Raw genomic sequence first — 25,560 nt, forward strand, 5'->3', positions numbered from 1 at the left:
CATCGACGTTCGCCGCGCGTCAGCACTATCAGAAGGCTGTTTATGCGCCCATGCGTCGCAGTGATAAAACCCGCTGGGGGACTATCACTGCACTGGATCATTGCGCATTCGCCGTATCAGCCAACCTTGCAGCATTGACCTTGAGGGTCTATCAACAAGGCTTCATTCAGTTCGAGTGCCTGCCATGACCACCCAGACCAATCGCCAGTTCCTGCTCGCCAAACGCCCGGTGGGCGCCGCCACCCGTGAGACCTTCACCTATCAGGAGGTTCCGCTTGGCGAACCTGCGCAGGGGCAGATCCTGGTAAAGAACGAATTCCTCTCCCTCGACCCGGCCATGCGCGGCTGGATGAACGAGGGCAAGTCCTACATCCCGCCGGTCGCGATCGGTGAAGTGATGCGCGCCCTGGGCGTCGGAAAAGTCATCGCCTCCAATAACCCGGGCTTTGCCGTCGGCGACTACGTCAATGGCGCCCTGGGCGTGCAGGATTATTTCCTCGGTGAGCCCAGAGGTTTCTACAAGGTCGATCCGAAACTGGCGCCGCTGCCGGTGTACCTGTCCGCGCTGGGCATGACCGGCATGACCGCCTACTTCGCCCTGCTCGACGTCGGCGCGCCGAAGGCCGGCGACACCGTGGTTCTTTCCGGGGCTGCCGGTGCGGTGGGCAGCATTGCCGGGCAGATCGCCAAGATCAAAGGCTGCCGGGTCATCGGCATTGCCGGTGGCGCCGACAAGTGCAAATACCTGATCGATGAACTGGGCTTCGACGGCGCGATCGACTACAAGCACGAAGACGTGCTGGCCGGCCTCAAGCGCGAGTGCCCGAAAGGCGTCGACGTGTACTTCGACAACGTCGGTGGCGAGATCCTCGACGCGGTGCTCAGTCGCCTGGCCCCGAAAGCCCGGGTGGTGATCTGCGGTGCCATCAGCCAGTACAACAACAAGGAAGCGGTCAAAGGCCCGGCCAACTACCTGTCACTGCTGGTCAACCGTGCACGCATGGAAGGCTTTGTGGTGATGGACTACGCCGCCCAGTACGCGAGTGCCGCGCAGGAAATGGCCGGCTGGATGGCCAAGGGACAGCTCAAGAGCAAGGAAGACATCGTCGAAGGTCTGGAGACCTTTCCGGAGACGCTGATGAAGTTGTTCAGCGGGGAGAATTTCGGCAAGTTGGTGCTGAAAGTTTAAGACCACCACAAAACAAATGTAGGAGTGAGCCTGCTCGCGATAGCAGTCTGTCAGTCAACATTACCGTTGTTTGACAGACCGCTATCGCGAGCAGGCTCACTCCTACAGGGTTTTGCGGTGTTGCTTAGGCGATTTCGGCCACGACCGAAGCCAGGGCCTTGGCCGGGTCCGCCGCCTGACTGATCGGACGGCCGATCACCAGGTAGTCGGAACCGGCATCCAGCGCCTGACGCGGGGTCAGGATGCGACGCTGGTCATCTTGCGCGCTGCCCGCCGGACGAATCCCCGGGGTCACCAGTTGCAGCGACGGGTGCGCCGACTTCAGTGCGGTGGCTTCCAGCGCCGAGCACACCAGACCGTCCATCCCGGCTTTCTCGGCCAGCGCAGCCAGGCGCAGCACCTGCTCCTGCGGCTCGATGTCCAGACCGATACCGGCCAGATCCTCGCGCTCCATGCTGGTCAGCACGGTCACACCAATCAGCAACGGCTGCGGGCCGCTGCGCTTGGAAAGCTCTTCGCGGCAGGCCGCCATCATGCGCAGGCCACCGGAGCAATGCACGTTGACCATCCACACGCCCATCTCGGCAGCGGCTTTCACCGCCATCGCGGTGGTGTTGGGGATGTCATGGAATTTCAGGTCGAGGAACACCTCGAAGCCTTTGTCACGCAGGGTGCCGACGATTTCCGCGGCGCAACTGGTGAACAGTTCCTTGCCCACTTTGACCCGGCACAGTTTCGGGTCCAACTGGTCGGCCAGCTTCAGTGCGGCGTCACGGGTGGGGAAATCCAGGGCGACGATGATGGGAGTCTGGCAGGCGGACATGGATGGGCTCTCAGGCAAGTCGAAATCGGCGCGCATTGTAGCGGAAGCGGCGGCGGCGCGGCACCCGATGATCGGTAAATCGTCGCCGCAAACGTGATCAGCATAGCGCTCGCTGCTATTGTGTCGAACCCGATACACAACCGACACGCCGCCAACAAGCGCCCGCGCTAGCCTCGCCAGCCGCAACACGTCCTTACATCAGCACTTCCCGCCTCACGGCAGGACGCCTATGCTGAAACCACCACCTCGCAGCCCATCTTTGTGGTTGGCGGCCTACTGGCAGATGAACAGCCCCATGCACAACACCCAAACGACCGTGACTGATGAGCATAAAGACGACAAGCGCTGGAGCATCCGCGCGCTGATCGTCGACGATGACGTGCCGATCCGTGAGCTGATGATCGACTACCTGGCCCGCTTCAACATCCACGCCAGCGGCGTCACCGACGGCGCGGCCATGCGTCAGGCGCTGCAGGCCGAGCATTTCGACGTGGTGGTCCTCGACCTGATGCTGCCCGGCGAAGACGGCCTGTCGCTGTGCCGCTGGCTGCGCGCCGAATCGGACATCCCGATCCTGATGCTCACCGCCCGCTGCGAGCCCACCGACCGCATCATCGGCCTGGAACTGGGCGCCGACGACTACATGGCCAAACCGTTCGAACCGCGGGAACTGGTGGCACGCATCCAGACCATTCTGCGCCGGGTGCGCGATGATCGCACCGAACAGCGCGCCAACATCCGCTTCGACAACTGGCGCCTGAACAGCGTCCTGCGCCAGCTGATCGCCGACGATGGCCTCGTGGTACCACTGTCCAACGCCGAATTCCGCCTGCTCTGGGTCTTCATCGAACGCCCGCGCCGCGTGCTCAGCCGCGAACAACTGCTGGACGCAGCCCGCGGCCGTTCGATCGAAGCCTTCGACCGCAGCATCGATTTGCTGGTGTCGCGCCTGCGGCAAAAACTCGGCGACGATCCGAAAGCCCCGCAGCTGATCAAAACCGTGCGCGGTGAAGGTTACCTGTTCGACGCGCGAGACATCGGCTGATGCGAGCGCGCTTCGACACGCTGTTCGGCCGCCTGTTTGGCATGCTGTTCGTGGCGATCGTCCTGGCGCACTTGCTGGCCTTTGCCTGGTTCCACCATTACGGCCCGCCCCCCCCACCGCCGCCCCCGCCGGAATTCGCCGAGGGCGTCGACGGCCAACGGCCACCGCCAGATCCACGCTTCGCCCATCGCCCGCCACGCCCCTGGTTCGGCGGGCCGCTGGTACCACTGACGTTTCAATTCATCTCGCTGATGATCGCTGCCTGGTACGGCGCCAAACTGCTCAGCCGGCCGATTCAGCGCCTGAGTGACGCCGCCGAACGCCTGAGCGAAGACCTCGACAGCCCGCCACTGGACGAGTCCGGCCCGCGTGAGGCACGGCAAGCGGCGCACACCTTCAACCTGATGCAACAACGCATTCGCGAACAGGTGCAGCAACGGGCTCGCATGCTCGGCGCCGTCTCCCACGACCTGCGCACCCCGCTGTCACGGCTGAAACTGCGGCTGGAACAGATCGACGACGACAAACTGCAGGGCCAGATGCGCCAGGACCTGAACGACATGATCGGCATGCTCGACGCCACCCTCACCTACCTGCACGAACAGCGCACCAGCGAAGCCCTGCAGTTGATGGACGTGCAGGCGCTGGTCGAATCGCTGTGCGAAAACGCTCAGGACCAAGGCGCGGACGTGCAGGTCAGCGGCCATTGCGCACCGCTGCAGGTGCAGCCGATGGCATTGCGCTCGTGCATCAACAACCTGATGGACAACGCCCTGCGCTATGCCGGACAGGCGCGCATCGAGCTGCAGGATCAGCGCGAGCAACTGCTGATCCGCGTGATCGACCACGGCCCCGGTATTGCCGAGGACAAGCGCGAAGCAGTGTTCGAACCGTTCTATCGCCTGGAAGGCTCACGCAACCGCAACTCCGGCGGTGTCGGCCTGGGTATGACCATTGCCCGAGAAGCGGCGCAACGACTGGGCGGGCAATTGAACCTGGCCGAAACACCCGGCGGCGGCCTGACCGCAATCATCCGCCTGCCGCGCACCTGAGAACCACCCAATTCCCTGTGGCAGCGAGCCTGCTCGCGAAGGCGTCGGCTGATCCAACCTCTCTTTTGAATGTGCCGGCCTCTTCGCGAGCAGGCTCGCTGCCACAGATTTCGGTGGCGCTCATTGCATCGTGTGTATCCACCGGTACAAAAACCAAACACCCAGGACAACTTGCCCCTTGAGTCTGCACAAGCCGGTACGCCCACCGGTTTTACAGTCCAAGGAGTGAGCCCATGATCGGTAGCGTCAGCAACTACACGAGCTATACCAGCACCAGCAGCACCTCCACCCAGAACGCCCGCAGCCAGCAATTGCAAAAGCAGCTGTTCGCCAAACTCGACAGCAACGGCGACGGCGCGGTGGACCAGGACGAACTGAAAAGCGCCCTGTCACAGAAGTCCGACGACGGCCTGCTGGTCAACCTGAGCAAACAATTCGGCGATCTGGACAGCGACGCCAGCGGCAGCCTCAGCGCCGAAGAAATGACCGCCATGGCGCCCCCACCGCCACCCCGCGACCAGGCCCCGAACACCGACCTGGCCGACGCCCTGATCAGCGCCCTCGACACCGATGGCGACGGCGCCATCAGCAGCGATGAACTGAACAACGGCCTGACCAGCGCCGGCAGCAGCGCCGACGGCAACCAAATCTTCTCGGCCCTGGACAAGAACAAGGATGGCACCGTCAGCCAGGACGAACTCACCGCCAGCCTGCCCCCGCCGCCACCACCGCAACAAGCCTCCAGCGACGAACTGTTCAGCCAACTGGATGCCGACGGCGACGGCAGCATCAGCGCGACCGAACTCAGTAGCGCGTTACAGAGCAGCAGCGACAACACCTCAACGAACAGCACTGATACCAGCGCCGCACTGCTCAAGGTGCTGGACAGCGACAGCAGCGGCGGCGTGAGCAGCGACGAATTGAAAGCCGCGTTGCAAGCCGGCCGGGAACGCCCGCCTGAGGAAAACACCGCCAGCACCCAGACCACCACCGAAGCGCTGAACCGGATGATTGCCAACTTGAGCAAACAGTATTCACTCGACAATGCTGCGCCGGTAGGCAAATACCTGAATGTGGCGACTTGAGTCGATGAGGTGAAGGGTGATCGTTTCCATGGGAGTGGTGTGGGAACGGTCATCTGAATGCAGCAGGAAGAGGGTGGCTGGCTGAGAGGGCCTCTTCGCCAGCAGGCTCGCTCCCACAGTTTGATTCAGTGTTTTCAGTCAGAGATTGGCTGGCTGTCAGGCCGCCATCGCTGGCAAGCCAGCTCCCACAGTTGGATCGGGTGCGTTCAGTTGGAGACTGGTTGGCTGTCAGGCCACCATCGCTGGCAAGCCAGCTCCCACAGTTGGATCGGGTGCATTCAGTTAGAGACTGGTCGGCTGTCAGGCCGCCATCGCGAGCAGGCTCACTCCTACAGTTGGATTGGGTGCGTTCAGCTGGAGACTGGTCGGCTGTCAGGCCGCCATCGCTGGCAAGTCGAATCGTCGCACCGCAGCTCCCACAGAAATCAACAGCAGACCGCATCCGCTTCTCACCACTCAACAGGATGAGCGTTAGCTCGGCTGCAGCTCTTGATCTTAAGGCCCCGTCGGCAGGCTGAGTGGAGGGATTCATCCGGGGGTGGGAGCGCAGCGACCGTTCGACGAAGTCGAACACATCGAGAGGAGGTGCAGCGAAGCAAACCGTAGGCGATGCCCCCGGATGGATCCCGGAGCGAAGGGACCCGAGCCACGGCGAGGGCCGAACGTTGGGGCAAGCGTTTTGGGTTACTTTTGACTGGGCCGGCATCCCGGGCGGCTGTAAAAAGTGACTCGCCGTAAGGGCGAAACCGCCAGCGGCAGCACCCGAAGCAACGGATATGCCCGCCATCCCCAAAAAGCCTGCCGCAATGCTTAAACCCGAGCCTGACTCTTGCTCCAATCCGTCAACAAACTATAAGCCACCGCCAACAACGTCGGCCCAATAAACAACCCGATAAACCCAAACGCAATCAACCCGCCAAACACCCCAAGCAACACAATCACCAACGGCAGATTCCCGCCACGGCTGATCAGATAAGGCTTCAACACGTTATCCACGCCACTGATGATGAACGTCCCCCAGATCCCCAGAAACACCGCCATCCCATACTCACCCTTCCACGCCAGCCAGGCCGTCGCCGGAATCCACACCAACGGTGGCCCCATCGGAATCAGGCTCAACAGAAAGGTCACGATCCCCAGCACCAGCGCCCCTGGAATCCCGGCGATCAGAAACCCGATCAACGCCAGAATCGCCTGGGCCGCCGCCGTACCGATCACCCCGTTGACCACCCGCTGCACGGTGCCGGCCACCAACTCGATGTAATACCCGGCCCGCTCACCGATCAGTCGCTGCAGCAGACCGTGCACGAACGCCGCCAGTCGCGGCCCGTCACGGTAGAAAAAGAATACGAAAACAATGCTCAGGGTCAGCTCGAGAATCCCGCCGCCGATCTGCGCACTGCGCGCCAGCAACCAGTTCCCGACCTGCCCCAGATACGGCTTGATCGACACCATCAGTGCCGCGCCCTGCTGATCGATGCTGTTCCAGACCCCGACCAGGCGCTCCCCCACCAGCGGCACAGTGCCGAGCCAGACCGGTGCTTCCGGCAAGCCATCAACCTGCACATCCTTGATGAACGCCGTGGCATCGCGCACATGATCGGCCAGGTTGAACCCCAGCCACACCAGCGGCGCCGCCACCAGCAACATCCAGCCCAGGGTCAAGATACCTGCGGCCAGCGATTCGCGACCATTGAGCCAACGGGTCAGCAGACGCATCAGCGGCCAACTGGCGAACGCCAGCACCGCGCCCCAGAACAGCGCCGACCAGAACGGCGCCATCACCCACAGGCTGGCGCCAAACAGCACCAGCAGGAGGATTTGCACCAACAGCCGATCGTTATTGAGCATGTAAGGTCTCGAGAAAGTCAGTCCGTCAAAGAGTAGGCGAACACGCCACGCGTGCTCGCCCGGTACAGCTTATCGCAACAGATCGATGCGCAGGCCCGCGCTGTCGGCACTCCCCGCCTCCATCCGTGCCGCACGCACACCCTGACCGATCAGCGCCTGGCGCCAGGCCTCGGCCTTTGGCCCGGAAATCGTCACCCGCTGGGTGGTGTCGAGGTTCAAGCCACGGGAAATCAACCGCAACCAGGTGTCATCCGGATCGCCCGCCAGTTTTGGCAAGCTCAGCTCGCCAGTGCTCTTGAGTTGACGCAACAGCGTGGCCGAGGTCGGCAGCAGCTCGCCCAGCGGGGCGCCCGCCTCGAACTGCTCGACATGCAGATAGGCTTTGCGATTGCCACGGGTGATGCTGTAGAGCGCCACCAGGGTGTTGTCCTGCGGTGCGGCCAGACGCAACAGCAGATAGGCCTGTTGCTCGTCGGCACCATACAGCTTGGCATTGCCGAACACTTCGTTGGCCCACAGGCTGCTTTCGCCGCAGTCGCGGGCCTGACACCAGAACAGCAGCTCGGCACCCTGTTTTTGCAGGGCTTCACGGGCAGCGGTGAAGGCTTCGGTGGCGGCGTGTTCCGGTGGCAACTCGTAGGTCACCGACGTGGTCTGGCCGCGCGCCGTGACCTGGCCATCGAAGCGTAACTGGCCGCTGATCTTGCGGATCGAGCCCAGCGGGTAAATCCGCTCGAGCTCCACGGGAGGGCGATAGTCGACGATCTGCGCATCGGCCAGACGCGGCACGATCTGCAGATCCTGGCTGCCCGGCACATCGGCAGCGAATAGAACGGGACTGAAACAGCACAGCGCCAACAGACTGAGTGACCGCATAGTCAGGCTCATCGGATCGGCATGGCTTGGCGGGTCGGGGTCGCAGCGGTATAGAAATCCATCGTGTTTGTCTCCCATTTCAACCCGCCCAGCCTCGACAGTTGCCCGGTGCAAGTCAAGGAATGGCGAAGAAGCGATTGAAACAGTCTGCGACAAGGTCGGCACCGGACTCGTCGTTCAGGTGCAAATGGTGCCCGCCCGCCAGCTGTTCCTGGCTAAAGGGTAGACGTTCCAGCAACTCCGGATGTCGGGCCAGCATGCCGTCGGCGGCGACCACCAGTTGCGCCGGGCAGGTGATGCGCTGAACGAAGGCCATGGCCTGCTCCTGCGTCAGGCGCAGCGGCGATGGCAGGGTCAAGCGATTGTCGGTGCGCCAGGTATAACCGCCGGGCACCGGCATCAAGCCGCGTTGCGCCAGCAGTTCGGCGGCTTCGCGACTGACCGCCACCAGGCCTTTCATGCGCGCTTCGATGGCGCGATCGAGGGTGTTGTAGACCGGTTTGCGCTTCTCGCGCAGGTCCAGTTGCGCCTGCAGCGCCATGCCCATGCGCTCGGCCGCATTTTCACCTTTGTCCGTCGGCGGAATCACCCCGTCGATCAATGCCAGATGGCTGATGCGCTCCGGCAATGAGCCGGCCAGCACCAGCGAAACGATCGCCCCCATCGAATGCCCGAGCAGGCCGAAGCGCTTCCAGCCCAGTTGCTCGGCCACCTGCAACACATCATGGGCGTAGTCCCACAAGGCGTAACCAGCGCCGTTTGGCCGATGCCCGGAGTGACCGTGCCCGGCCATGTCCAGGGCAATGATGCGCAGGCCTTTGAGCTTGGGCGCCAGCCGCGCGAAGCTGTTGGCGTTGTCGAGCCAGCCATGCAAGGCAATCACCGGCAGACCGTCCTCGGGACCGAACAAATGCGCCGCCAGTTCGATATGCGGCAGGCTCAGGCGCACTTCTTCGAAGGTCGGGCTCATGCGCAGTCCTTGTCCTGACGACCTTCCCAGCGGTTGAACAGATTTTTCAGCAGCCGTGCGGTGTCCTGTGGACGTTCCAGGGGAAACATGTGCCCGCCGGGCATGCTCAGCAATTCACCCTGAGGCAGGCGCGACACAAAACTGCCGTGATGACGCATCACCACGCGGCTCTTGTGCCCGCGCACCACCGCCAGTGGCACTTTCAGCTGCCGGGTGCGGCCCGGGCTGGTGTGCGGCACGCCACGATAGATGCTGATTTCGGTAGCCGGATCGAAGCGCAGGCGCAACCTGTCGCCGACCTTGTGCAAACCGTGTTGCAGGTAGGCGTCGAAGCACTCCGGATCGAAACCGCGAAACAGGCTCTTGCCGGCAAAGTAGCGGCGCGCACTCTCGAGGTCGGCAAACTCTTCGCGACGGCCCAACGTGCGCCCGGCCGGGGTCAGTCTGTCGATGAAACCGAAGCGCTTGGCCGCGCGGATCACCCATTGGTCGGTGCGGGTCAGCACCGGCGAGTCGAGCATCACCACGCCGCGATACAGCTCAGGACAACGCAGCGCCGCGTGCAGGTGCAACACGCCGCCAAAGGAATGACCGACGCCCCACACCGGTTGATCCTGTTGCTGCAAATGGTGGATCAACTCGTCGACGAGGTTGTACCAGTTGTCGTCCGCCGGGAACCGCGGGTCATGGGCATGCACGTCCAGATGCGCGACCCGATACTCGGGCGCCAGCGCCGCGAACAGCTTGCCATAGGTGCCCGAGGGGAACCCGTTGGCGTGGGTGAAAAAGATCGGTTGCGACATGCCGGTAAATCCATGAGCGGAAACATGCGCTGATTGTCCGCAAGAGCGCGGCCCTGAGCAATGACCGTAACTGCCAGGAATGATGACAGTCCGGTCATGGCTATGGCGCATCGAACATCAACGGGCCGGCGGCTGCTCGCCCAGCGGCACCACCGCCATGGTCAGGCGCGAGACACAACTGGCCTTGCCTTCATCGCTGGTCAGGCGGATATCCCAGACGTGCGTGGTGCGACCGATATGAATCGGCGAGGCCACGGCCGTCACCCGCCCGCTGCGCAAGCCGCGCAAATGGTTGGCATTGATCTCCAGCCCCACGCAGTAGAACTTACTGGCATCGATGCACAGGTAACTGGCCATCGAACCGACGGTTTCCGCCAGCACCACCGAGGCGCCGCCGTGCAGCAGACCGTAAGGCTGGTGGGTACGGTGGTCGATGACCATGCTCGCCGTCAGCGACGCTTCGTCGAAGGACTCGAAGCGGATGTCCAGCACTTCACCGATGGTGTTTTTCTGGATTGCATTCAACTGCTCGATGTTCGGAGTGGTGCGCCACAAGGTCATCGCAGGCTTCCTTTGTTGTTTTGATCGTCGCTCAATCCTGCCACAGCACCGCCTCGCTGCGCGCGCTCCATTCTTCAAACCGCGCGCCGTAGGTGTCTTCGATGACGTTGCGCTTGATCTTCAACGTCGGCGTGAGAAAACCGTTTTCCACCGCCCAACTGTCCTTGACCACCACCAGCCGGCGCAGGCGTTCATGCTTGTCGAGCACCGCGTTGACCTCTTCGAGCAATTTTTCCAGGCTCGAATGCAGACTCGCCCGCCCCTCGTCCTGATTGACCGTCGACAGCACGCACAAGCCCAGCGGCGCGCTCAGACCATCACCGACCACGCACACCTGCTCGATCCGTGAATGCACCGCCAGACGGTTTTCAATCGGCGCCGGGGCGACGTATTTGCCCTTGCTGGTCTTGAAGATTTCCTTGAGCCGCCCGGTCAGGCGCAAGCGCCCCTCGGCATCCTGTTCGCCCTTGTCGCCGGTACGCAGGAAGCCGTCCTCGGCCAGGGTCTCGGCGGTTTTCTGCGGCTCCTTGAAATAGCCGAGCATGTTCGCCTGACTGCGCACCTGCACCTCGCCCGATTCGTCGATCCGCACTTCGACCTCCGGGCACGGCTTGCCGATCCAGCCCTGTTTGTACTGGCCCGGCAGACAGATGTGCGAATAACCGCAACTCTCGGTCATGCCATAGACCTCCAGCACATCGAGGCCGAGCTTCTGATACCAACTGAGCAAGGTCTGTGGCACCGGCGCCGCGCCAGACAGGGCGACGCGCAGTGCATCAAGCCCCAACCCGGCCAACACCTTGTGCCCGACCCGCTTGCCAATCCACGGCAGACCGAGCAGGAAATCCAGGCGCTTGGCCGGGATCTTGCCGTACACGCCCATCTGGAATTTGGTCCAGATGCGCGGCACGCCGAACATCGCGGTCGGCCGCGCCCGCTGCAGATCAGTGATGAAGGTGTCGAGGCTTTCGGCAAAGAACACCGTTTGCCCGGTGTAGATCGACGCCAGTTCAACGAACATCCGTTCGGCGACATGGCACAGCGGCAGGTATGACAGCAGCCGATCGTTCTCGTTGAGCCCGAACAACTGCGTGCCATGCGTCGTGGCAAATCCCAGATTGGCAAAGCTGTGCATCACACCCTTGGGCAACCCGGTGGTGCCGGAGGTGTAGATGATGGTTGCCAGTTGCTCGCCCGCCGGGCGCGGATCGTCCTGGATCGGCGAACTCTTTTGCAGGTCGTCCCAACTGAAATCGAACTCGCCCGGCGGATGCAGCGGCAGGCTGATGGTCGCCAGCCCCGGCGGAATGCCTTTGGACATCCCCGGCCAGTCATCGAGTTTGCCGATGAACGCCAGGACGCTTTCCGAGTGGGTGAGGACCTGATTCACCGAGTCTGCGGTGAGGTTGGGATACAGCGGCACCGACACGTGCCCGGCCATCCAGATCGCCAGATCGGCGATGATCCAGTGCGCGCAGTTTTTCGAGATCAGCGCGATGTGGCTGCCTTGCGGTAATTCCCGCGCGCGCAGCCAGTGCGCGGCGCAACGGGCCTGATGACCGACGTCGGCCCAGGTCACAGTCTCGACCTGCCCGCCGCCGATGGGCTGCACGAGGAAGCGCTGGCGCGGGTGCCGGGCCTCACGCTCGTAAAAAACGTCCAGCGGCAAACGGAAGGCGGCAGACATGCGACTCGCTCCTGTTTTTTTGGTCTGGAGCAAGCGTAGTCAACCAAGCAAGTGCTTGGTTGGATTTTTTACCAAAAGAAACAAGATCAAAAGATCGCAGCCTCCGGCAGCTCCTACAAGAAAGCGCTCCAATGTAGGAGCTGCCGGAGGCTGCGATCTTTTGCTTTTATGGATGCTTGAGGCTGTTAAGCGTCATCGAGCCGATCAACAGCTCGGGGCTTTCCAGCTCGGCCAGACCCGCGGTGCCAACCTGCTCCGGCGGATACCCGGCGCCATGCTGCAGATAGCTCAGCAGATTGCCCACCAGCGGGTTGTGGCTGACCAGCAGCACATTGCTCACCGACACCAGTTGATCGGTGACCTTGTCCGGATCGGTCTCGGGCGTCAGCCATTCGACGGTGCGAATTTCCGGCTCGAACCCCAACGCCTCGCGGACAATCTGCGCGGTCTGCTGCGCTCGCAGATAAGGGCTGGCGTAGATCGCCGTCAGCGGCTGCCCGATCAACCGGGCCGCACTGCTCAGGGCTTCCTGACGGCCATGCTCGGTCAACTCGCGCTCGGAGTCCGGGCACGAGCCATAAGGCACCGCCTCACCGTGACGCAATACCCAGAGTTTCATAGCTTGGGTTCCTCATCCCGGGCCGGATGCGGGGCTGGCGGCACGGCGTGCGGCGCTTCGCCTTCCGGCGCGCGCGGGGTTGGCCAATCGGCGAACGGCCACGGTTTCTGGTCGCTGTGAAAGCTGCCGAAGCGGCCGATCTGCGCCAGGAACTGGCTCAGGCTGTCGCCGAAATTCATCAGGCTGGCGCTCGGGGCGCCGTAAATCAAACGATAGATCAGTTGCACCAGCACCACCGCGCCGAGGATGAACTGTGCCACTTGCCAGACCAGCACGTAGACGATCATCCACAGCACCCGCAGGAGAATGGATTCGTACTTGGCTTCGGTTTTCGGTTCGTTCATGGCTCGCTTCCCGTTGAATCAGTTGAAACCACTGGTGGAAATAAAGTCGACGTCGGTTTTCGGCTCGGCCCGCATCAGTAGACCGATCACCTGCTCCAGCGTGCGTCCTTCAAACAGAATCGCGTGCAGCCCGGCGACCAGCGGCATGTACACGCCAACCTCCTGGGACTTGGCCTTGAGCACCTTCAGGGTGTTCACGCCTTCGGCGACTTCGCCCAGACGCGAAACCGCTTCGTCGAGGCTCAAGCCCTGACCGAGGGCAAATCCCACTTGGTAGTTGCGGCTCTTGGGTGACGAGCACGTCACGATCAAGTCGCCGACCCCGGCCAGACCGAGAAAAGTCATGGGGTTGGCACCCTGATTCACCGCAAACCGGGTCATCTCGGCCAAGGCACGGGTGATCAACATGCTCTTGGTGTTCTCGCCCATCTCCAGCGCCACCGCCATGCCGGCGATGATCGCGTAAACGTTTTTCAGCGCCCCGCCCAGCTCGACACCGAAGCGGTCGGCACTGGCGTAAACGCGGAAGGTGCGACCGTGCAGCGCAGCCTGCACCTGTTTGCACAGGTCTTCGTCTTCGCTGGCGACCACCGTGGCGGTCAGCGCATGTTCAGCGATCTCCCGCGCCAGGTTCGGCCCGGACAACACGCCGATGCGTGCCTGCGGGGCGATCTCTTCGAGGATCTGGCTCATCAGTTTGAAGGTGTGGGCTTCGATGCCCTTGGTCAAACTGACCAGCATCTTGCCGCTCAGGCGCTCGGCCTGGGCGGCCAGCACCGTGCGCAGGGCACTCGAGGGCAGCGCGACGAAGCACAGCTCGCAGGCGTCGAGGGTGGCCTGCAGGTCGGTGACGGCGGTCACTCCCGGCAGAATCTTGATGCCCTTGAGGTAACGCGGGTTCTCGCGATTGACCCGGATGGCCTCGGCCTGCTCGGGGTCACGCATCCACTGCCGGACTTGATGGCCGTTCTCGGCCAAAAGATTGGCCACGGCGGTACCAAAACTTCCGCCTCCCAGGACCGCAATCGGGCGCTGTTCAGTCATATGCAATCCGTTAATCCATACCAGTGGCGATGCCGGCATTATACGGGGCGACCGGGTCGCGGCCAGCCCCTGCGTCAATTACCGGCACTTGTAGGAAGAAGACCAAGAAAACCGAGGAAAATGCCCGCATCGTGACTGGAAAAGTCGCTGCCCTCGGTTAACATGCGCGCCAATTCTCTGTGATCAAGGCTGCGTCGTGTCTTTTGGCTCTCCCCCCTCGCGTTCATCCTTGTTGCTGGCGCTGCTGATCAGCCCGGCATTGCAGGCGGACGACCTGTTTGTCGACAGCGAAACGCTGCCGCAGGTGCTGACGGCCACGCGCCTGAAACAAACACCGGCGGAAGTGCCGGGGAGCATGACCGTACTCGACAGTGAATTGATCAACGCCAGCGGCGCCCGCGACATCAGCGAACTGCTGCGCCTGGTGCCGGGGATGATGGTGGGCAACATCAGCGGCAATCAGGCTGCGGTCAACTATCACGGGACCAACGCCAGTGAAGCACGGCGCATGCAGGTGCTGATCGATGGCCGCTCGGTGTACCGCGCGGGTCTGGCCACGGTGGACTGGAGCGATATTCCGGTGGCCATGGAAGACATCGAGCGCATCGAGGTTTTCCGTGGGCCGAACACGGTCAGCTACGGCGCCAACGCGCTGATGGCGGTGGTCAACATCATCACCCGCAACCCGGCGGACAGCCACGGCACGCGCCTGAAGTACACCCGTGGCCAACGCGGTATCAACGATTTCTATGCCAGCCAGGGCACCGGTTGGAATGGCGGCGATCTGCGCCTGTCGCTGTCCGGCCAGGAAGACGATGGTTTCGACCACGACCGCAGCGGCGCCGATTACCGTGACAGCCGCCGCTTGAACCGCTTCAGCCTCGCCGTCAGCCAGACCTTGAGCGACAACCAGAGCCTCGACTGGCAGATCAACGCGAAGGACGGCAGCAACCAGCGGCCTTACACCTACCGCCCGGTGTTCTCGGGGATTACCGCTGCCGGGAACAATTCCGACGTGGTCGCCAAGGATTATGCCGGTTCGGTGCGCTGGAACCTCGACATCAATCCGCAACACAGCCTCTATATACAAGGCTCGGCCCAACATTGGGATCGCCAACAGGTGTGGCGCGCCTGTGATGCCGAAGTGTCGTTCAGCCCACAACTGACGCAGCTGTGGCAGCTCAACCCGAACTACACCGAACGCTTGGCGCGCAACATCACCCGTTTCACCGGACCCGGCCCGGAGGCTGGCACGCCGCAGGAGATGGCCCTGGCCAATCAAGTGCTGGATCAGTGGCGCAACGGTGCCAGCCAGACCCTGTGTGGCGACATCGACCAGAGCGCCCGCGAATCGCGCTACGACCTCGAATTGCAGGACACCCTCAGCCTGTCCGACAGTCTGCGACTGGTCAGCGGCATGAACTATCGTTACGACCGGGCGGATTCCGAAACCTACTTCAACGGCACGCTGGACGACACCACCTGGCGTGCGTTCGGCCAACTGGAGTGGCGCGCCAGTGAACACTGGCTGCTGCAGGGTGGCGCCATGTTCGAAAACACCCAATTGATCGGCAGCTCGCTGACGCCGCGCTTCGCGGTCAACTACCTGATCAACCCGCGCCACGGCCTGCGCGCGGTGTACTCGGAGGCGATCCGCTCGCCGGACATGTTCGAGAACAACGTCAACTGGAGCTATCAGGTGAGTAACCTGCGGCCCTCGGCCTACGGTCAGTCCTCGGCCCGTTACTTCGTCAAGACCCGCGGCCCGGGCAATCTCGACCAGGAACACATGCGCTCGCGCGAGCTGGGCTACAACGGCTATTTCGCCGAGCTGGGCCTGGCGGTCGATGTGAAGCTGTTTTACGACGAGATCACCGGGATGATCAGCGAGCCGCTGCGCAACAACCAATACATCGCCAGCAACGCCAACAGCTCACGCTTTCGCGGCACTGAAACCCAGCTCGACTGGCGCCTGAGCACGATCGATCGCCTGCGCTTCACTTACGCCTTCGTCGACGCCGAGGCGAGCAATCCGCTGGATCAGCAATTCACCTCGCGCAACAGCGGCTCCGCCGGTTGGCTGCGCGACTGGGGCCACGGCTGGAACAGCGCCCTGTTCTATTACGGCGACAACGCACTCAACGGCTACCGCTTCGAACGGGTCGACACGCGCATCGCCAAACGCATTCCCTTGGGCAAAGCTCAGTTGCAACTGGCCGGCGTGCTGCAACAGCGCCTCGACAACGAGCCGACCACCTTCGTCGACAACAATTACGACGAACGCCGAGTGATGTATTTCAGCGCCGAGCTGGAGTTCTAGGGTGCGCTGCGGCACGGCAAACAAGACGCCAACCCTTGGCCACTGGCTGGCCGGTGCCTGTCTGTTTTTGACCGCGTGGCTGCACGGCGTGGCGGTGCAAGCCGCCGATATTCTGTTGACCGGCGCTGAAGACAGTCCCGGTGTGCAGGCCTTCGTCCAGGCCCTGAGTGAGTTGCGCCCCACCGACAGCGTGCGCTTCCAACCGCTGGCCAGCCTGCCTTCGCCGGGCAAGTTGCCGGGCAACCTGCGGATGATTCTGCTCGACCTGCCAAGCCTCGACTGGCGCCTGCAAGAACCCCAGGGACCGGCGACGCTGGTATTGCGCATCAGCCGCCTGCAGGCCCGGCAACGTCTGGGTGGCACACAACCGGCGCACTTGAGTCTGCTGTGGAGCGATCCACCGCTGGGACGGCAACTGCAATTGATTCAGCGGATTCTGCCGCAGGCGCGGCGAGTGGGGGTGCTGTTCGATCAACACAGCGAATTCCTGCTCAAGGAGCTGCAACTGGCTGCCGCGCCGTTGCACCTGCAAATCGTCAGTCAACGCTGGGACAACACCCAGGACAGCCGCCCGTTGCAGACAGTCCTGAAAAACAGTGACGTGTTGCTGGGCCTTGACGACCCCGACCTGTACAACCCGAAAACCGCGAAGAACCTGCTGCTCAGCAGTTACTCAAGGCAAATCGCACTGGTCGGGCCCAACGCGGCATTTGTCCGTGCCGGCAGCCTGGCCAGCACGTACAGCGATCAGTCCGATTGGCTGACCATCCTCGACCAATTGCTTGACCGCCCGCCGGCCACCTGGCCGCGAACGCTCTATCCCGAGCGCTTTAAAGTTTCAAGTAATGCGCAGGTCGCTCGTTCCCTGGGTATCGAGCCAATCGATGAAGCATCTGTTGCCCGCCAGTTGGCTGAAGGAGAAAGCCACCCATGAATCTGCGTCGCCGCTGGGACATCAATACCCGCACGCAATTGATCAGCCTGGGCCCTGCACTGCTGCTCACGCTGTTGCTGATCAGTTTCTTTACCTTCGTGCGGATCCAGGATTTGCGCCAGGAGCTCAATCACACCGGGCAACTGATCGCCAATCAACTGGCCCCGGCCACCGAGTACGGGGTGATTTCCGGCAACAATGAAGTGCTGGAAAGCCTGCTCAAAGCGACCCTGGCCACACCGAACGTGCGTTTTCTCGAGGTGCAGGACAGCGCCAACCGGATCCTGGCCTACGTTGAACAAGCCGCCGACGTGCACAACCGGCCGCATCAGGTCGAGGTATTCCAGGCCCCGGTGCGCCTGCAACGGATTGCCCTGAACAGCGATTTCTTTCACGACGCCAAAGCCAGCAACAACGTAACCAGCGAGGATTATCTGGGCCGAGTGATCGTCGGTCTGTCCAACGATGCTTTCAGTCAGCGCCAGCAGGAAATCCTGTTCAAAGCCGCAATTCTGGCGTTGTTCGCCTTGCTCTTCACCTTTGTTCTGGCACGGCGTCTGGCCGGCAGCCTGTCGGCGCCGATCCGCGATATCGGCAACGCGGTCAAGGCGATCCAGCAAGGCGACTACAAGACCCCGCTGCCGATCGTCGATGACACGGAATTGGGCGCCCTGTCGCAGCACATCAACAACCTCGCCCAGGCTCTGGAGCAGGCCAGCCGCGAGCAGCATCAGGCGATGGCGCAACTGATCCAGACCCGTGAGGAAGCGGAAAAGGCCAACAATGCCAAATCCGACTTTCTGGCGATGATGAGCCACGAACTGCGCACACCCATGAACGGAGTGCTGGGCATGTTGCAGTTGCTGGAAACCACGGACATGACCGAGGAGCAGATCGAGTACGCGGCGCTCGCCTCGGAGTCGACCGAGCATCTGCTGAAAGTCATCAACGACATTCTCGACTTCTCGCGGATCGAGCGCTCGGAGTTGGAGCTGGAGCACATCCCGTTCAATCTCGCCGATCTGATCGGCGCTTGCGCCCAATCCTTCCAGCACAGCGCGGTGCAGCGTGGCCTGGACCTGAGCCTGCGGATTCCCGAGGACATGCGCGACTTGCAGGTGCAAGGCGATCCGACACGGATCCGGCAGATTCTGGTCAATCTGGTGGGCAACGCCTTGAAGTTCACCGAGCGCGGTCGGGTCAGCATCGAGGCGCAATGGCAGTCGCTGGATCACGAATTGCTCTGGTTCACCTGCTCGGTGCGCGACAGCGGCATCGGGATTTCGTCGCAGAGTCTGGAGTTGATGTTCAATGCCTTCCAGCAGGCCGACAGTTCGATTTCCCGGCGCTATGGCGGCACCGGCCTCGGTCTGCCAATCGCCCGCACCCTGGCCGAACGCATGGGCGGGACGTTGCGGGCGCAAAGTGAAGAAGGCCTGGGGTCGGTGTTCACCCTGGAAATTCCGCTGGCCCTCTATAAGCAGACGGCGCCCCCACTGACGGCACCGCGCGCCGCCAGTGGCAACGGGCATGGCGAGGGACGCAATGTGTTGCTGGTCGAGGACAATCCGGTCAATCAGACGGTCATCGAAGCCATGCTGCGCAGCCTCGGCTTTAGCGTCAGCGTCGCCACCGATGGCGCGCAAGCCGTGCGCAGCGCCGAGGGCAATGATTTCGAAGTGATTCTGATGGACTGCCGCCTGCCGATCATCGACGGTTACGAAGCGACCCGGCAGATCCGCCAACTGCCCGGACGCGGCAAGGTGCCAATCATCGCGCTGACCGCCAATGCCTTGCAGGGCGACCGCGAAACCTGCCTGTCGGCGGGCATGAACGATTACCTGGCGAAGCCGTTCAAACGCAATGACCTACAACAGATTCTGCAGCGCTGGGTGCAGTAGTGACGGTTTTTCGACCATCTGCGACTGGCGTGAAAAGCGAAAGTGCGGCAGTCTTAGGCACCCGAACAAGCCTCAAAAGAGGCTTGAATAAAAATTTCAGTGCACAAGTGTACATTCATGTCCTTGGTGCTGTGACTTTCACCACAACGCAATAGTCTATGAGTAGGCTGCCGGTACGAGGCATGAACGCGTCGATCGGCCGGGAAGATTTGCCCCACCTGCCGCATGGGATTATTGAGGAGCTCGCATGACCAAACAAAACGCCTTTACTCGGGAAGATCTGCTGCGCTGCAGTCGCGGTGAGCTGTTCGGCCCAGGTAACGCGCAACTGCCCGCCCCGAACATGCTGATGGTGGATCGCATCACCCTGATCAGCGAAGAAGGCGGCAAGTACGGCAAAGGTGAATTGGTCGCCGAGCTGGATATCAACCCTGACCTGTGGTTCTTCGCGTGCCACTTCGAAGGCGATCCGGTGATGCCGGGCTGCTTGGGTCTGGACGCCATGTGGCAACTGGTCGGCTTCTTCTTGGGCTGGCAAGGCCTGCCGGGCCGCGGCCGTGCGCTGGGTTCGGGCGAAGTGAAATTCTTCGGCCAGGTCCTGCCGACCGCCAAGAAAGTCACCTACAACATTCATATCAAACGCGTCCTCAAGGGCAAGCTGAACCTGGCCATCGCCGATGGTTCGGTGACTGTCGACGGTCGCGAAATCTACACCGCCGAAGGCCTTCGCGTCGGCGTGTTCACCTCCACTGACAACTTCTAAGGGTTATTCGCATGCGCCGCGTCGTTATCACTGGTCTGGGCATTGTTTCGTGCCTGGGCAATGACAAAGAGACCGTCTCCGCTAACCTGCGTGCAAGCCGCCCTGGCATCCGGTTCAACCCGGAATATGCTGAAATGGGTCTGCGTAGCCAGGTTTCCGGCTCCATCGACCTCAACCTTGAAGAACTGATCGATCGCAAGATCTATCGTTTCGTCGGCCACGCAGCGGCTTACGCCTACCTGGCCATGAAAGACGCGATCACTGACTCCGGCCTGACCGAAGAGCAAGTGTCCAACCCGCGTACCGGCCTGATCGCCGGCTCGGGCGGCGCGTCGACCCTGAACCAGATGGAAGCGCTGGACATCCTGCGCGAGAAAGGCGTGAAGCGCGTGGGCCCATACCGCGTCACGCGGACCATGAGCAGCACCGTTTCCGCGTGCCTGGCCACGCCGTTCAAGATCAAGGGCCTGAACTACTCCATCGCTTCTGCCTGCGCCACCAGTGCTCACTGCATCGGTACCGCCATGGAACAGATCCAGATGGGTAAACAGGACATCGTCTTCGCCGGTGGCGGTGAAGAAGAACACTGGAGCCAGTCGTTCCTGTTCGACGCGATGGGCGCCCTGTCCAGCAAGCGTAACGACACCCCGGAACAAGCCTCGCGCGCTTACGACGCCGACCGTGACGGTTTCGTCATCGCTGGCGGTGGCGGCATGGTCGTGGTTGAAGAGCTGGAACATGCTCTGGCCCGTGGCGCCAAGATCTACGCCGAAATCGTTGGCTACGGCGCAACGTCCGACGGCTACGACATGGTTGCCCCAAGCGGCGAAGGCGCGATCCGTTGCATGCAAATGGCAATGTCCACCGTCGACACCCCGATCGACTACCTGAACACCCACGGCACCTCGACTCCGGTCGGCGACGTTGCGGAAATGAAAGGTGTGCGTGAAGTGTTCGGCGACAAGGCACCAGCGATCAGCTCGACCAAGAGCCTGTCCGGTCACTCCCTGGGCGCCGCCGGCGTTCACGAAGCGATCTACTGCATGCTGATGATGGAAGGCAACTTCATTGCCGGTTCCGCCAACATCGACGAGCTGGACCCTGAAGTGGCCGATCTGCCGGTGCTGACCAAGACCCGCGAGAACGCCACCATCAACACCGTGATGAGCAACAGCTTCGGCTTCGGCGGCACCAACGCCACGCTGGTACTGAAGCGCTGGGAAGGCAAGTAATTCCCCACGCTTGAGCCACACCTGAAAACGCCCCGACTGGTTCGGGGCGTTTTTTTGTCTGAAATAAATGGCAGTTACACCGTAAAACCCTGTGGGAGCGAGCCTGCTCGCTCCCACAAGTGGCCTTGCGGAGCATCTGAAAATGAAACTTCTGTCATGCAACTTCCCGCCCTGCGACCGAATGTCGCGGGTTTAGCGGGCTGCAGCACTGTTGCAAAAACCGCAACAACACCTTGCACAAATCAAGCGTTTACTTAGCAAGCTAACAAATCATATAAAAGAGTCCTGCACACGCCTTGCTGCAGATAACTTGAGATTTGGAGCTAGCAGATGACTGTAAAAGTAACTGAACGCGACGATTCACACATGTCCCATGAAGGCGTAGCCGCCGGTGTACGGATCTGGGATGTGCATCAACAAGACTTGCTGGTCGGCATGTTCCACAACGAGATCGATGCCCACAACTACAAGGCCGAACTCGAACTGCAAGAACAGCAACGGGATCTGAAATCCGCTTAGCGAATATTGAACTTGTGGCGAGGGAGCTTGCTCCCGCTGGGGCGCAAAGCGGCCCTGTTCTTTAACTCAAGAGCAGGGCCCGTTAAGCAGTCCAGCGGGAGCAAGCTCCCTCGCCACAATGTGTCGTTGTTACAGCTTTATCGGTTTACCACATCAGGTCATCAGGGATCTGATAGGCCGCGTACGGATCGTCCTCGGCGTTGACCTCTTCGGTCTGCACATTGAGCTGCACGATGCGCTGCGGATCGCGCTCCTGGATCTTCAGGGCCGCTTCACGGGGGATCACTTCATAGCCGCCGCCATGGTGCACGATGGCCAGCGAACCGCTGCTGAGCTTGTTGCGCATCAGCGTGTTGACCGAGATACGCTTGACCTTTTTGTCGTCGACGAAGTTGTAGTAGTCCTCGGTGTTCAGCTTCGGCAGACGCGAGACTTCAATCAACTGTTTGACCTGCGCGGCACGCGCCTTGGCCTCGGCTTTCTCTTGCTGCTGACGGTTCAGCTCCTGATCGCGCTTGACCTTCTCGGCCATGGCTTCCTGCGCGGCACGCTGCTGCGAATCATCCAGCTCGGCCTGCCCCTTGTGGGCCAGACGCTGTTGCTTCTGCTTGTCTTTGCTGACCTGCTTGGCCTGCTTTTGGTTGACCAGGCCTGCTTTGAGCAACTGGTCGCGAAGGGAAAGGCTCATTAATGCTTACTCACTTGGGCAACGGCTCAGCCGCAGCTGGGCACATTCTTTTCCTGGCGTTTGGCTTCACCCCACAGGGCGTCCAACTCTTCGAGGGTGCAATCTTCCATGGGACGACGGGTGTCGCGCAATGCCTGTTCGATAAAACGGAAACGTCTTTCAAACTTGGCGTTGGCACCGCGCAGCGCGGTTTCTGGATCGACCTTCAGATGCCGGGCCAGGTTGACCACGGAAAACAGCAGATCGCCGATCTCGTCGGCCACCGCTTGCGGATCGTTTTCGGACATGGCTTCGAGCACTTCATCAAGCTCCTCGCGCACCTTGTCCAGCACCAGCAGTGCATCCGGCCAGTCGAAACCGACTTGTCCGGCGCGCTTTTGCAACTTGGCCGAACGCGACAGCGCCGGCAGCGTGGCTGGCACATCATCGAGCAGTGACAGTTGCTGCGGCGCGGCGGACTTCTCCGCACGCTCTTCGGCCTTGATCTCCTCCCAGCGCTGCTTGACCTGTTCTTCGCTCAAACGCGGCACGTCCAGCGGCGCATACAGATCCCCGGTGGGGAACACGTGCGGATGACGGCGGATCAGCTTGCGGGTGATGCTGTCGATCACGCCGGCAAATTCGAAGCGCCCTTCTTCCCGGGCCAACTGACTGTAATAGACGACCTGAAACAGCAGATCGCCCAACTCGCCCTGCAAGTGATCGAAGTCGCCGCGCTCGATGGCATCGGCCACTTCGTAGGCTTCCTCAAGGGTATGCGGGACGATGGTCGCGTAGGTTTGCTTGATGTCCCACGGGCAACCGTACTGCGGGTCGCGCAGACGGCTCATCAGGTGGAGCAGGTCTTCAAGGCTGTACATACAAAATCTCATTCAACCGTGTAGGAGCTGCCGCAGGCTGCGATCTTTTGATCCTAAAAACAACGTCAAAAGATCGCAGCCTGCGGCAGCTCCTACAGGGGACCGCGTTATGGGGTACGGTTACGCCGCGTCTCGATGATGTTCGGCAACTGCGAAATCCGCCCCAGCAAGCGTCCCAGCGCATCCAGCCCGGGGATCTCGATGGTCAGGGACATCAGCGCGGTGTTGTCCTCCTTGTTCGAGCGGGTGTTGACCGCCAGCACGTTGATGCGCTCGTTGAGCAGCACCTGCGACACGTCACGCAGCAGACCGGAACGGTCGTAGGCGCGGATGACGATGTCCACCGGATAGGTGAGCACCGGCACCGGGCCCCAGCTGACCTGGATGATCCGCTCTGGCTCGCGCCCGCCGAGTTGCAGCACCGAGGCGCAGTCCTGACGGTGAATGCTCACACCGCGCCCCTGGGTGATGTAACCGACAATCGCATCACCCGGCAGCGGCTGGCAGCAGCCGGCCATCTGCGTCATCAGGTTGCCGACGCCCTGAATCTGGATGTCGCCACGCTTGCCCGGCTTGTAACCGGTGGCCTTGCGCGGGATCAGCTCCAGCTGTTCGTTGCCGCGTTCCGGCTCGACCAGTTGCTGCGCCAGGTTGACCAGTTGCGCCAGACGCAGGTCGCCGGCACCGAGGGCGGCGAACATGTCTTCGGCGGTTTTCATGTTGGCCTTTTCGGCCAGCTTGTCGAAATCCACCGCCGGCAGACCGAGACGATTGAGCTCGCGTTCGATCAGGGTTTTACCGGCCGCCACGTTCTGGTCACGAGCCTGCAGCTTGAACCAGTGAACGATCTTCGCCCGCGCCCGCGAGGTGGTGACGTAGCCCAGGTTCGGGTTCAGCCAGTCGCGGCTCGGGGTGCCGTGTTTGCTGGTGATGATCTCGACCTGTTCACCGGTCTGCAGGCTGTAGTTGAGCGGTACGATGCGGCCGTTGATCTTCGCGCCACGGCAGTTGTGACCGATTTCGGTGTGCACGCGGTAGGCGAAGTCCAGCGGCGTCGCGCCCTTGGGCAAGTCGATGGCGTGGCCGTCGGGGGTGAAGATGTAGACCCGGTCCGGTTCGATATCGACCCGCAGCTGTTCGGCCAGACCACCGATGTCGCCCAGTTCTTCGTGCCACTCGAGAACCTGCCGCAGCCAGGAGATTTTCTCTTCGTAGTGGTTGGAACCGGATTTGACGTCGGTGCCCTTGTAGCGCCAGTGCGCGCAGACACCGAGCTCGGCCTCTTCGTGCATCGAATGCGTACGGATCTGGACCTCAAGCACCTTGCCTTCAGGACCGATCACGGCGGTGTGCAGCGAGCGGTAGCCGTTCTCTTTCGGGTTGGCGATGTAGTCGTCGAATTCTTTCGGAATGTGCCGCCACAGGGTGTGGACGATACCGAGCGCGGTGTAGCAATCGCGCATTTCCGGCACCAGCACGCGCACGGCGCGCACGTCGTAGATCTGGCTGAATTCCAGACCCTTGCGCTGCATTTTGCGCCAGATCGAATAGATGTGTTTGGCCCGGCCGCTGATGTCGGCATCGACGCCGGTGGCCTGCAATTCGTCCTTGAGCTGGGTCATCACGTCGCTGATGAAGCGCTCACGGTCCAGCCGCCGCTCGTGGAGCAACTTGGCGATCTGTTTGTATTGATCGGGCTCCAGGTAACGGAAGGACAAGTCCTCCAGTTCCCATTTGATATGACCGATGCCCAGGCGATGCGCGAGCGGCGCATAGATGTCGAAGACTTCCCGGGCGACCCGGTTGCGCTTCTCGTCGTCTGCGGTTTTCACCGCGCGGATCGCACAGGTGCGCTCGGCGAGTTTGATCAGTGCGACGCGCACGTCGTCGACCATCGCCACCAGCATCTTGCGCAGGTTTTCCACCTGGCCCTGGGTGCCCATCACCATCGACTGGCGCGGGCTGAGGCTGGCACTGATCGCCGCCATGCGCTGCACGCCGTCGATCAGCTTGGCCACCACCGGACCGAAGCGCTGGCCGACTGCCGCGAGTTCGATCTGGCCCTCACGTACGCCGCGATACAGGACCGCAGCGACCAGCGAATCCTGATCGAGCTTGAGGTCAGCGAGAATTTCGGCGATTTCCAGGCCTGTACTGAAACTGCCGGTGCCTTCGGCCCACAGGTTCTTCTTGGCATTGGACTGTTGTTCGGCCTCGCGAGCGAACTCGCAGGCTTCTTTCAAGGCTTCGCGATCCAGTGCCATGTCGACACTGACCGCGTGATCGAGCCAAGCCTCGAGATTGATACTGCCGTCAGTGTTGATCGGCTGGTGTGCTCTCACCTGTACCATCTTGCTTTACCTTCCCTACGACGCAGATTCAATGCGTCAAATC

The 25,560-nt window shown here is 61.8% G+C and carries 23 protein-coding genes; 10 read left to right on the forward strand and 13 right to left on the reverse strand.

All coding sequences use genetic code 11. The annotated features are described in order from the left end of the window. Window positions 1-184 precede the first annotated feature (184 nt). Window positions 185-1,189 (forward strand): NADP-dependent oxidoreductase, encoded by a 1,005-nt coding sequence (locus HBN98_RS06455; RefSeq protein ID WP_064588718.1) that lies wholly within the window; start codon window positions 185-187, stop codon window positions 1,187-1,189. Between the two features lie 124 nt (window positions 1,190-1,313). On the opposite strand, the gene pyrF is transcribed toward HBN98_RS06455, so the two are convergent. Continuing rightward, window positions 1,314-2,012, reverse strand: coding sequence for an orotidine-5'-phosphate decarboxylase (gene pyrF, locus HBN98_RS06460; protein ID WP_007968913.1), 699 nt, complete (start codon window positions 2,010-2,012; stop codon window positions 1,314-1,316). Between the two features lie 295 nt (window positions 2,013-2,307). Here pyrF and HBN98_RS06465 point away from each other — a divergent pair, with 295 nt between their 5' ends. The 3 genes from HBN98_RS06465 to xopAW all read left to right on the forward strand — a co-directional run bounded on the left by HBN98_RS06465 (window position 2,308) and on the right by xopAW (window position 5,194). Next, window positions 2,308-3,057, forward strand: a complete 750-nt coding sequence (locus HBN98_RS06465) for a response regulator (RefSeq protein ID WP_025112978.1) — start codon at window positions 2,308-2,310, stop codon at window positions 3,055-3,057. Beyond that, complete coding sequence (locus tag HBN98_RS06470) at window positions 3,057-4,109, forward strand: sensor histidine kinase (protein WP_083368212.1); 1,053 nt, start codon at window positions 3,057-3,059, stop codon at window positions 4,107-4,109. Before HBN98_RS06465 ends, HBN98_RS06470 begins: the two co-directional genes overlap by 1 nt. A 233-nt stretch (window positions 4,110-4,342) precedes the next feature. Then, a complete protein-coding gene (gene xopAW / locus HBN98_RS06475) occupies window positions 4,343-5,194 on the forward strand; it encodes an EF-hand domain-containing protein (protein WP_083368211.1) in 852 nt (283 codons plus the stop codon). Between the two features lie 810 nt (window positions 5,195-6,004). Here xopAW and HBN98_RS06480 read toward each other — a convergent pair. The 9 genes from HBN98_RS06480 to HBN98_RS06520 all read right to left on the reverse strand — a co-directional run bounded on the left by HBN98_RS06480 (window position 6,005) and on the right by HBN98_RS06520 (window position 13,949). Then, window positions 6,005-7,045: an AI-2E family transporter gene (locus tag HBN98_RS06480; RefSeq protein WP_064588722.1), complete on the reverse strand. Its 1,041-nt coding sequence runs from the start codon at window positions 7,043-7,045 to the stop codon at window positions 6,005-6,007. A gap of 69 nt (window positions 7,046-7,114) precedes the next feature. After that, on the reverse strand, window positions 7,115-7,921 hold the full coding sequence (locus HBN98_RS06485) for a DUF4892 domain-containing protein (protein WP_064588723.1): 807 nt from the start codon (window positions 7,919-7,921) through the stop codon (window positions 7,115-7,117). Between the two features lie 115 nt (window positions 7,922-8,036). Next, window positions 8,037-8,891 (reverse strand): alpha/beta hydrolase, encoded by an 855-nt coding sequence (locus HBN98_RS06490; protein ID WP_064588724.1) that lies wholly within the window; start codon window positions 8,889-8,891, stop codon window positions 8,037-8,039. Then, window positions 8,888-9,694: an alpha/beta fold hydrolase gene (locus HBN98_RS06495; RefSeq protein ID WP_083368210.1), complete on the reverse strand. Its 807-nt coding sequence runs from the start codon at window positions 9,692-9,694 to the stop codon at window positions 8,888-8,890. Before HBN98_RS06495 ends, HBN98_RS06490 begins: the two co-directional genes overlap by 4 nt. Window positions 9,695-9,811: 117 nt before the next feature. Beyond that, complete coding sequence (locus HBN98_RS06500; protein WP_083368209.1) at window positions 9,812-10,255, reverse strand: hotdog fold thioesterase; 444 nt, start codon at window positions 10,253-10,255, stop codon at window positions 9,812-9,814. A gap of 31 nt (window positions 10,256-10,286) precedes the next feature. Continuing rightward, window positions 10,287-11,942 carry an AMP-binding protein gene (locus tag HBN98_RS06505; protein ID WP_083368208.1) on the reverse strand — a complete coding sequence of 552 codons (1,656 nt, stop codon included), beginning with the start codon at window positions 11,940-11,942 and terminating at the stop codon, window positions 10,287-10,289. 166 nt (window positions 11,943-12,108) lie between these two features. Beyond that, window positions 12,109-12,561 carry a phosphohistidine phosphatase SixA gene (gene sixA / locus HBN98_RS06510; RefSeq protein ID WP_064588728.1) on the reverse strand — a complete coding sequence of 151 codons (453 nt, stop codon included), beginning with the start codon at window positions 12,559-12,561 and terminating at the stop codon, window positions 12,109-12,111. Then, window positions 12,558-12,905 (reverse strand): DUF4389 domain-containing protein, encoded by a 348-nt coding sequence (locus HBN98_RS06515; RefSeq protein ID WP_083368207.1) that lies wholly within the window; start codon window positions 12,903-12,905, stop codon window positions 12,558-12,560. Before HBN98_RS06515 ends, sixA begins: the two co-directional genes overlap by 4 nt. Before the next feature lie 18 nt (window positions 12,906-12,923). After that, window positions 12,924-13,949, reverse strand: coding sequence for an NAD(P)H-dependent glycerol-3-phosphate dehydrogenase (locus HBN98_RS06520; protein WP_064588730.1), 1,026 nt, complete (start codon window positions 13,947-13,949; stop codon window positions 12,924-12,926). Between the two features lie 196 nt (window positions 13,950-14,145). Between HBN98_RS06520 and HBN98_RS06525 the strand changes: the two genes are divergently transcribed. From HBN98_RS06525 to HBN98_RS06550, 6 genes are all read left to right on the forward strand, one after another. After that, entirely contained in the window at window positions 14,146-16,269 is a 2,124-nt protein-coding gene (locus HBN98_RS06525; RefSeq protein WP_083368206.1) for a TonB-dependent receptor plug domain-containing protein, read from the forward strand. 1 nt (window position 16,270) lies between these two features. Next, on the forward strand, window positions 16,271-17,203 hold the full coding sequence (locus tag HBN98_RS06530) for an ABC transporter substrate-binding protein (RefSeq protein WP_083368205.1): 933 nt from the start codon (window positions 16,271-16,273) through the stop codon (window positions 17,201-17,203). After that, window positions 17,200-19,104: a response regulator gene (locus HBN98_RS06535; RefSeq protein ID WP_064588733.1), complete on the forward strand. Its 1,905-nt coding sequence runs from the start codon at window positions 17,200-17,202 to the stop codon at window positions 19,102-19,104. Before HBN98_RS06530 ends, HBN98_RS06535 begins: the two co-directional genes overlap by 4 nt. Window positions 19,105-19,351: 247 nt before the next feature. Next, window positions 19,352-19,867, forward strand: a complete 516-nt coding sequence (gene fabA / locus HBN98_RS06540; RefSeq protein WP_003227150.1) for a 3-hydroxyacyl-[acyl-carrier-protein] dehydratase FabA — start codon at window positions 19,352-19,354, stop codon at window positions 19,865-19,867. Between the two features lie 11 nt (window positions 19,868-19,878). Next, window positions 19,879-21,099 carry a beta-ketoacyl-ACP synthase I gene (gene fabB / locus HBN98_RS06545; RefSeq protein ID WP_007968959.1) on the forward strand — a complete coding sequence of 407 codons (1,221 nt, stop codon included), beginning with the start codon at window positions 19,879-19,881 and terminating at the stop codon, window positions 21,097-21,099. Between the two features lie 330 nt (window positions 21,100-21,429). Further along, the gene (locus tag HBN98_RS06550) at window positions 21,430-21,618 is read left to right on the forward strand and encodes a hypothetical protein (RefSeq protein WP_003227153.1); all 189 of its coding nucleotides are present in this window, start codon (window positions 21,430-21,432) and stop codon (window positions 21,616-21,618) included. Between the two features lie 145 nt (window positions 21,619-21,763). Here the strand turns inward: HBN98_RS06550 and HBN98_RS06555 are convergent, their stop codons facing one another. From HBN98_RS06555 to relA, 3 genes are all read right to left on the reverse strand, one after another. After that, a complete protein-coding gene (locus tag HBN98_RS06555) occupies window positions 21,764-22,306 on the reverse strand; it encodes a DUF2058 domain-containing protein (protein ID WP_083368204.1) in 543 nt (180 codons plus the stop codon). A gap of 26 nt (window positions 22,307-22,332) precedes the next feature. Next, the gene (gene mazG, locus HBN98_RS06560) at window positions 22,333-23,166 is read right to left on the reverse strand and encodes a nucleoside triphosphate pyrophosphohydrolase (RefSeq protein WP_083368203.1); all 834 of its coding nucleotides are present in this window, start codon (window positions 23,164-23,166) and stop codon (window positions 22,333-22,335) included. A 107-nt stretch (window positions 23,167-23,273) separates the two neighbouring features. Beyond that, window positions 23,274-25,517 carry a GTP diphosphokinase gene (relA, locus tag HBN98_RS06565; RefSeq protein ID WP_064588736.1) on the reverse strand — a complete coding sequence of 748 codons (2,244 nt, stop codon included), beginning with the start codon at window positions 25,515-25,517 and terminating at the stop codon, window positions 23,274-23,276. Window positions 25,518-25,560: the final 43 nt, after the last annotated feature.

The organism is Pseudomonas koreensis (assembly GCF_012986595.1).
Taxonomy (GTDB): Bacteria; Pseudomonadota; Gammaproteobacteria; order Pseudomonadales; family Pseudomonadaceae; genus Aquipseudomonas; species Aquipseudomonas koreensis.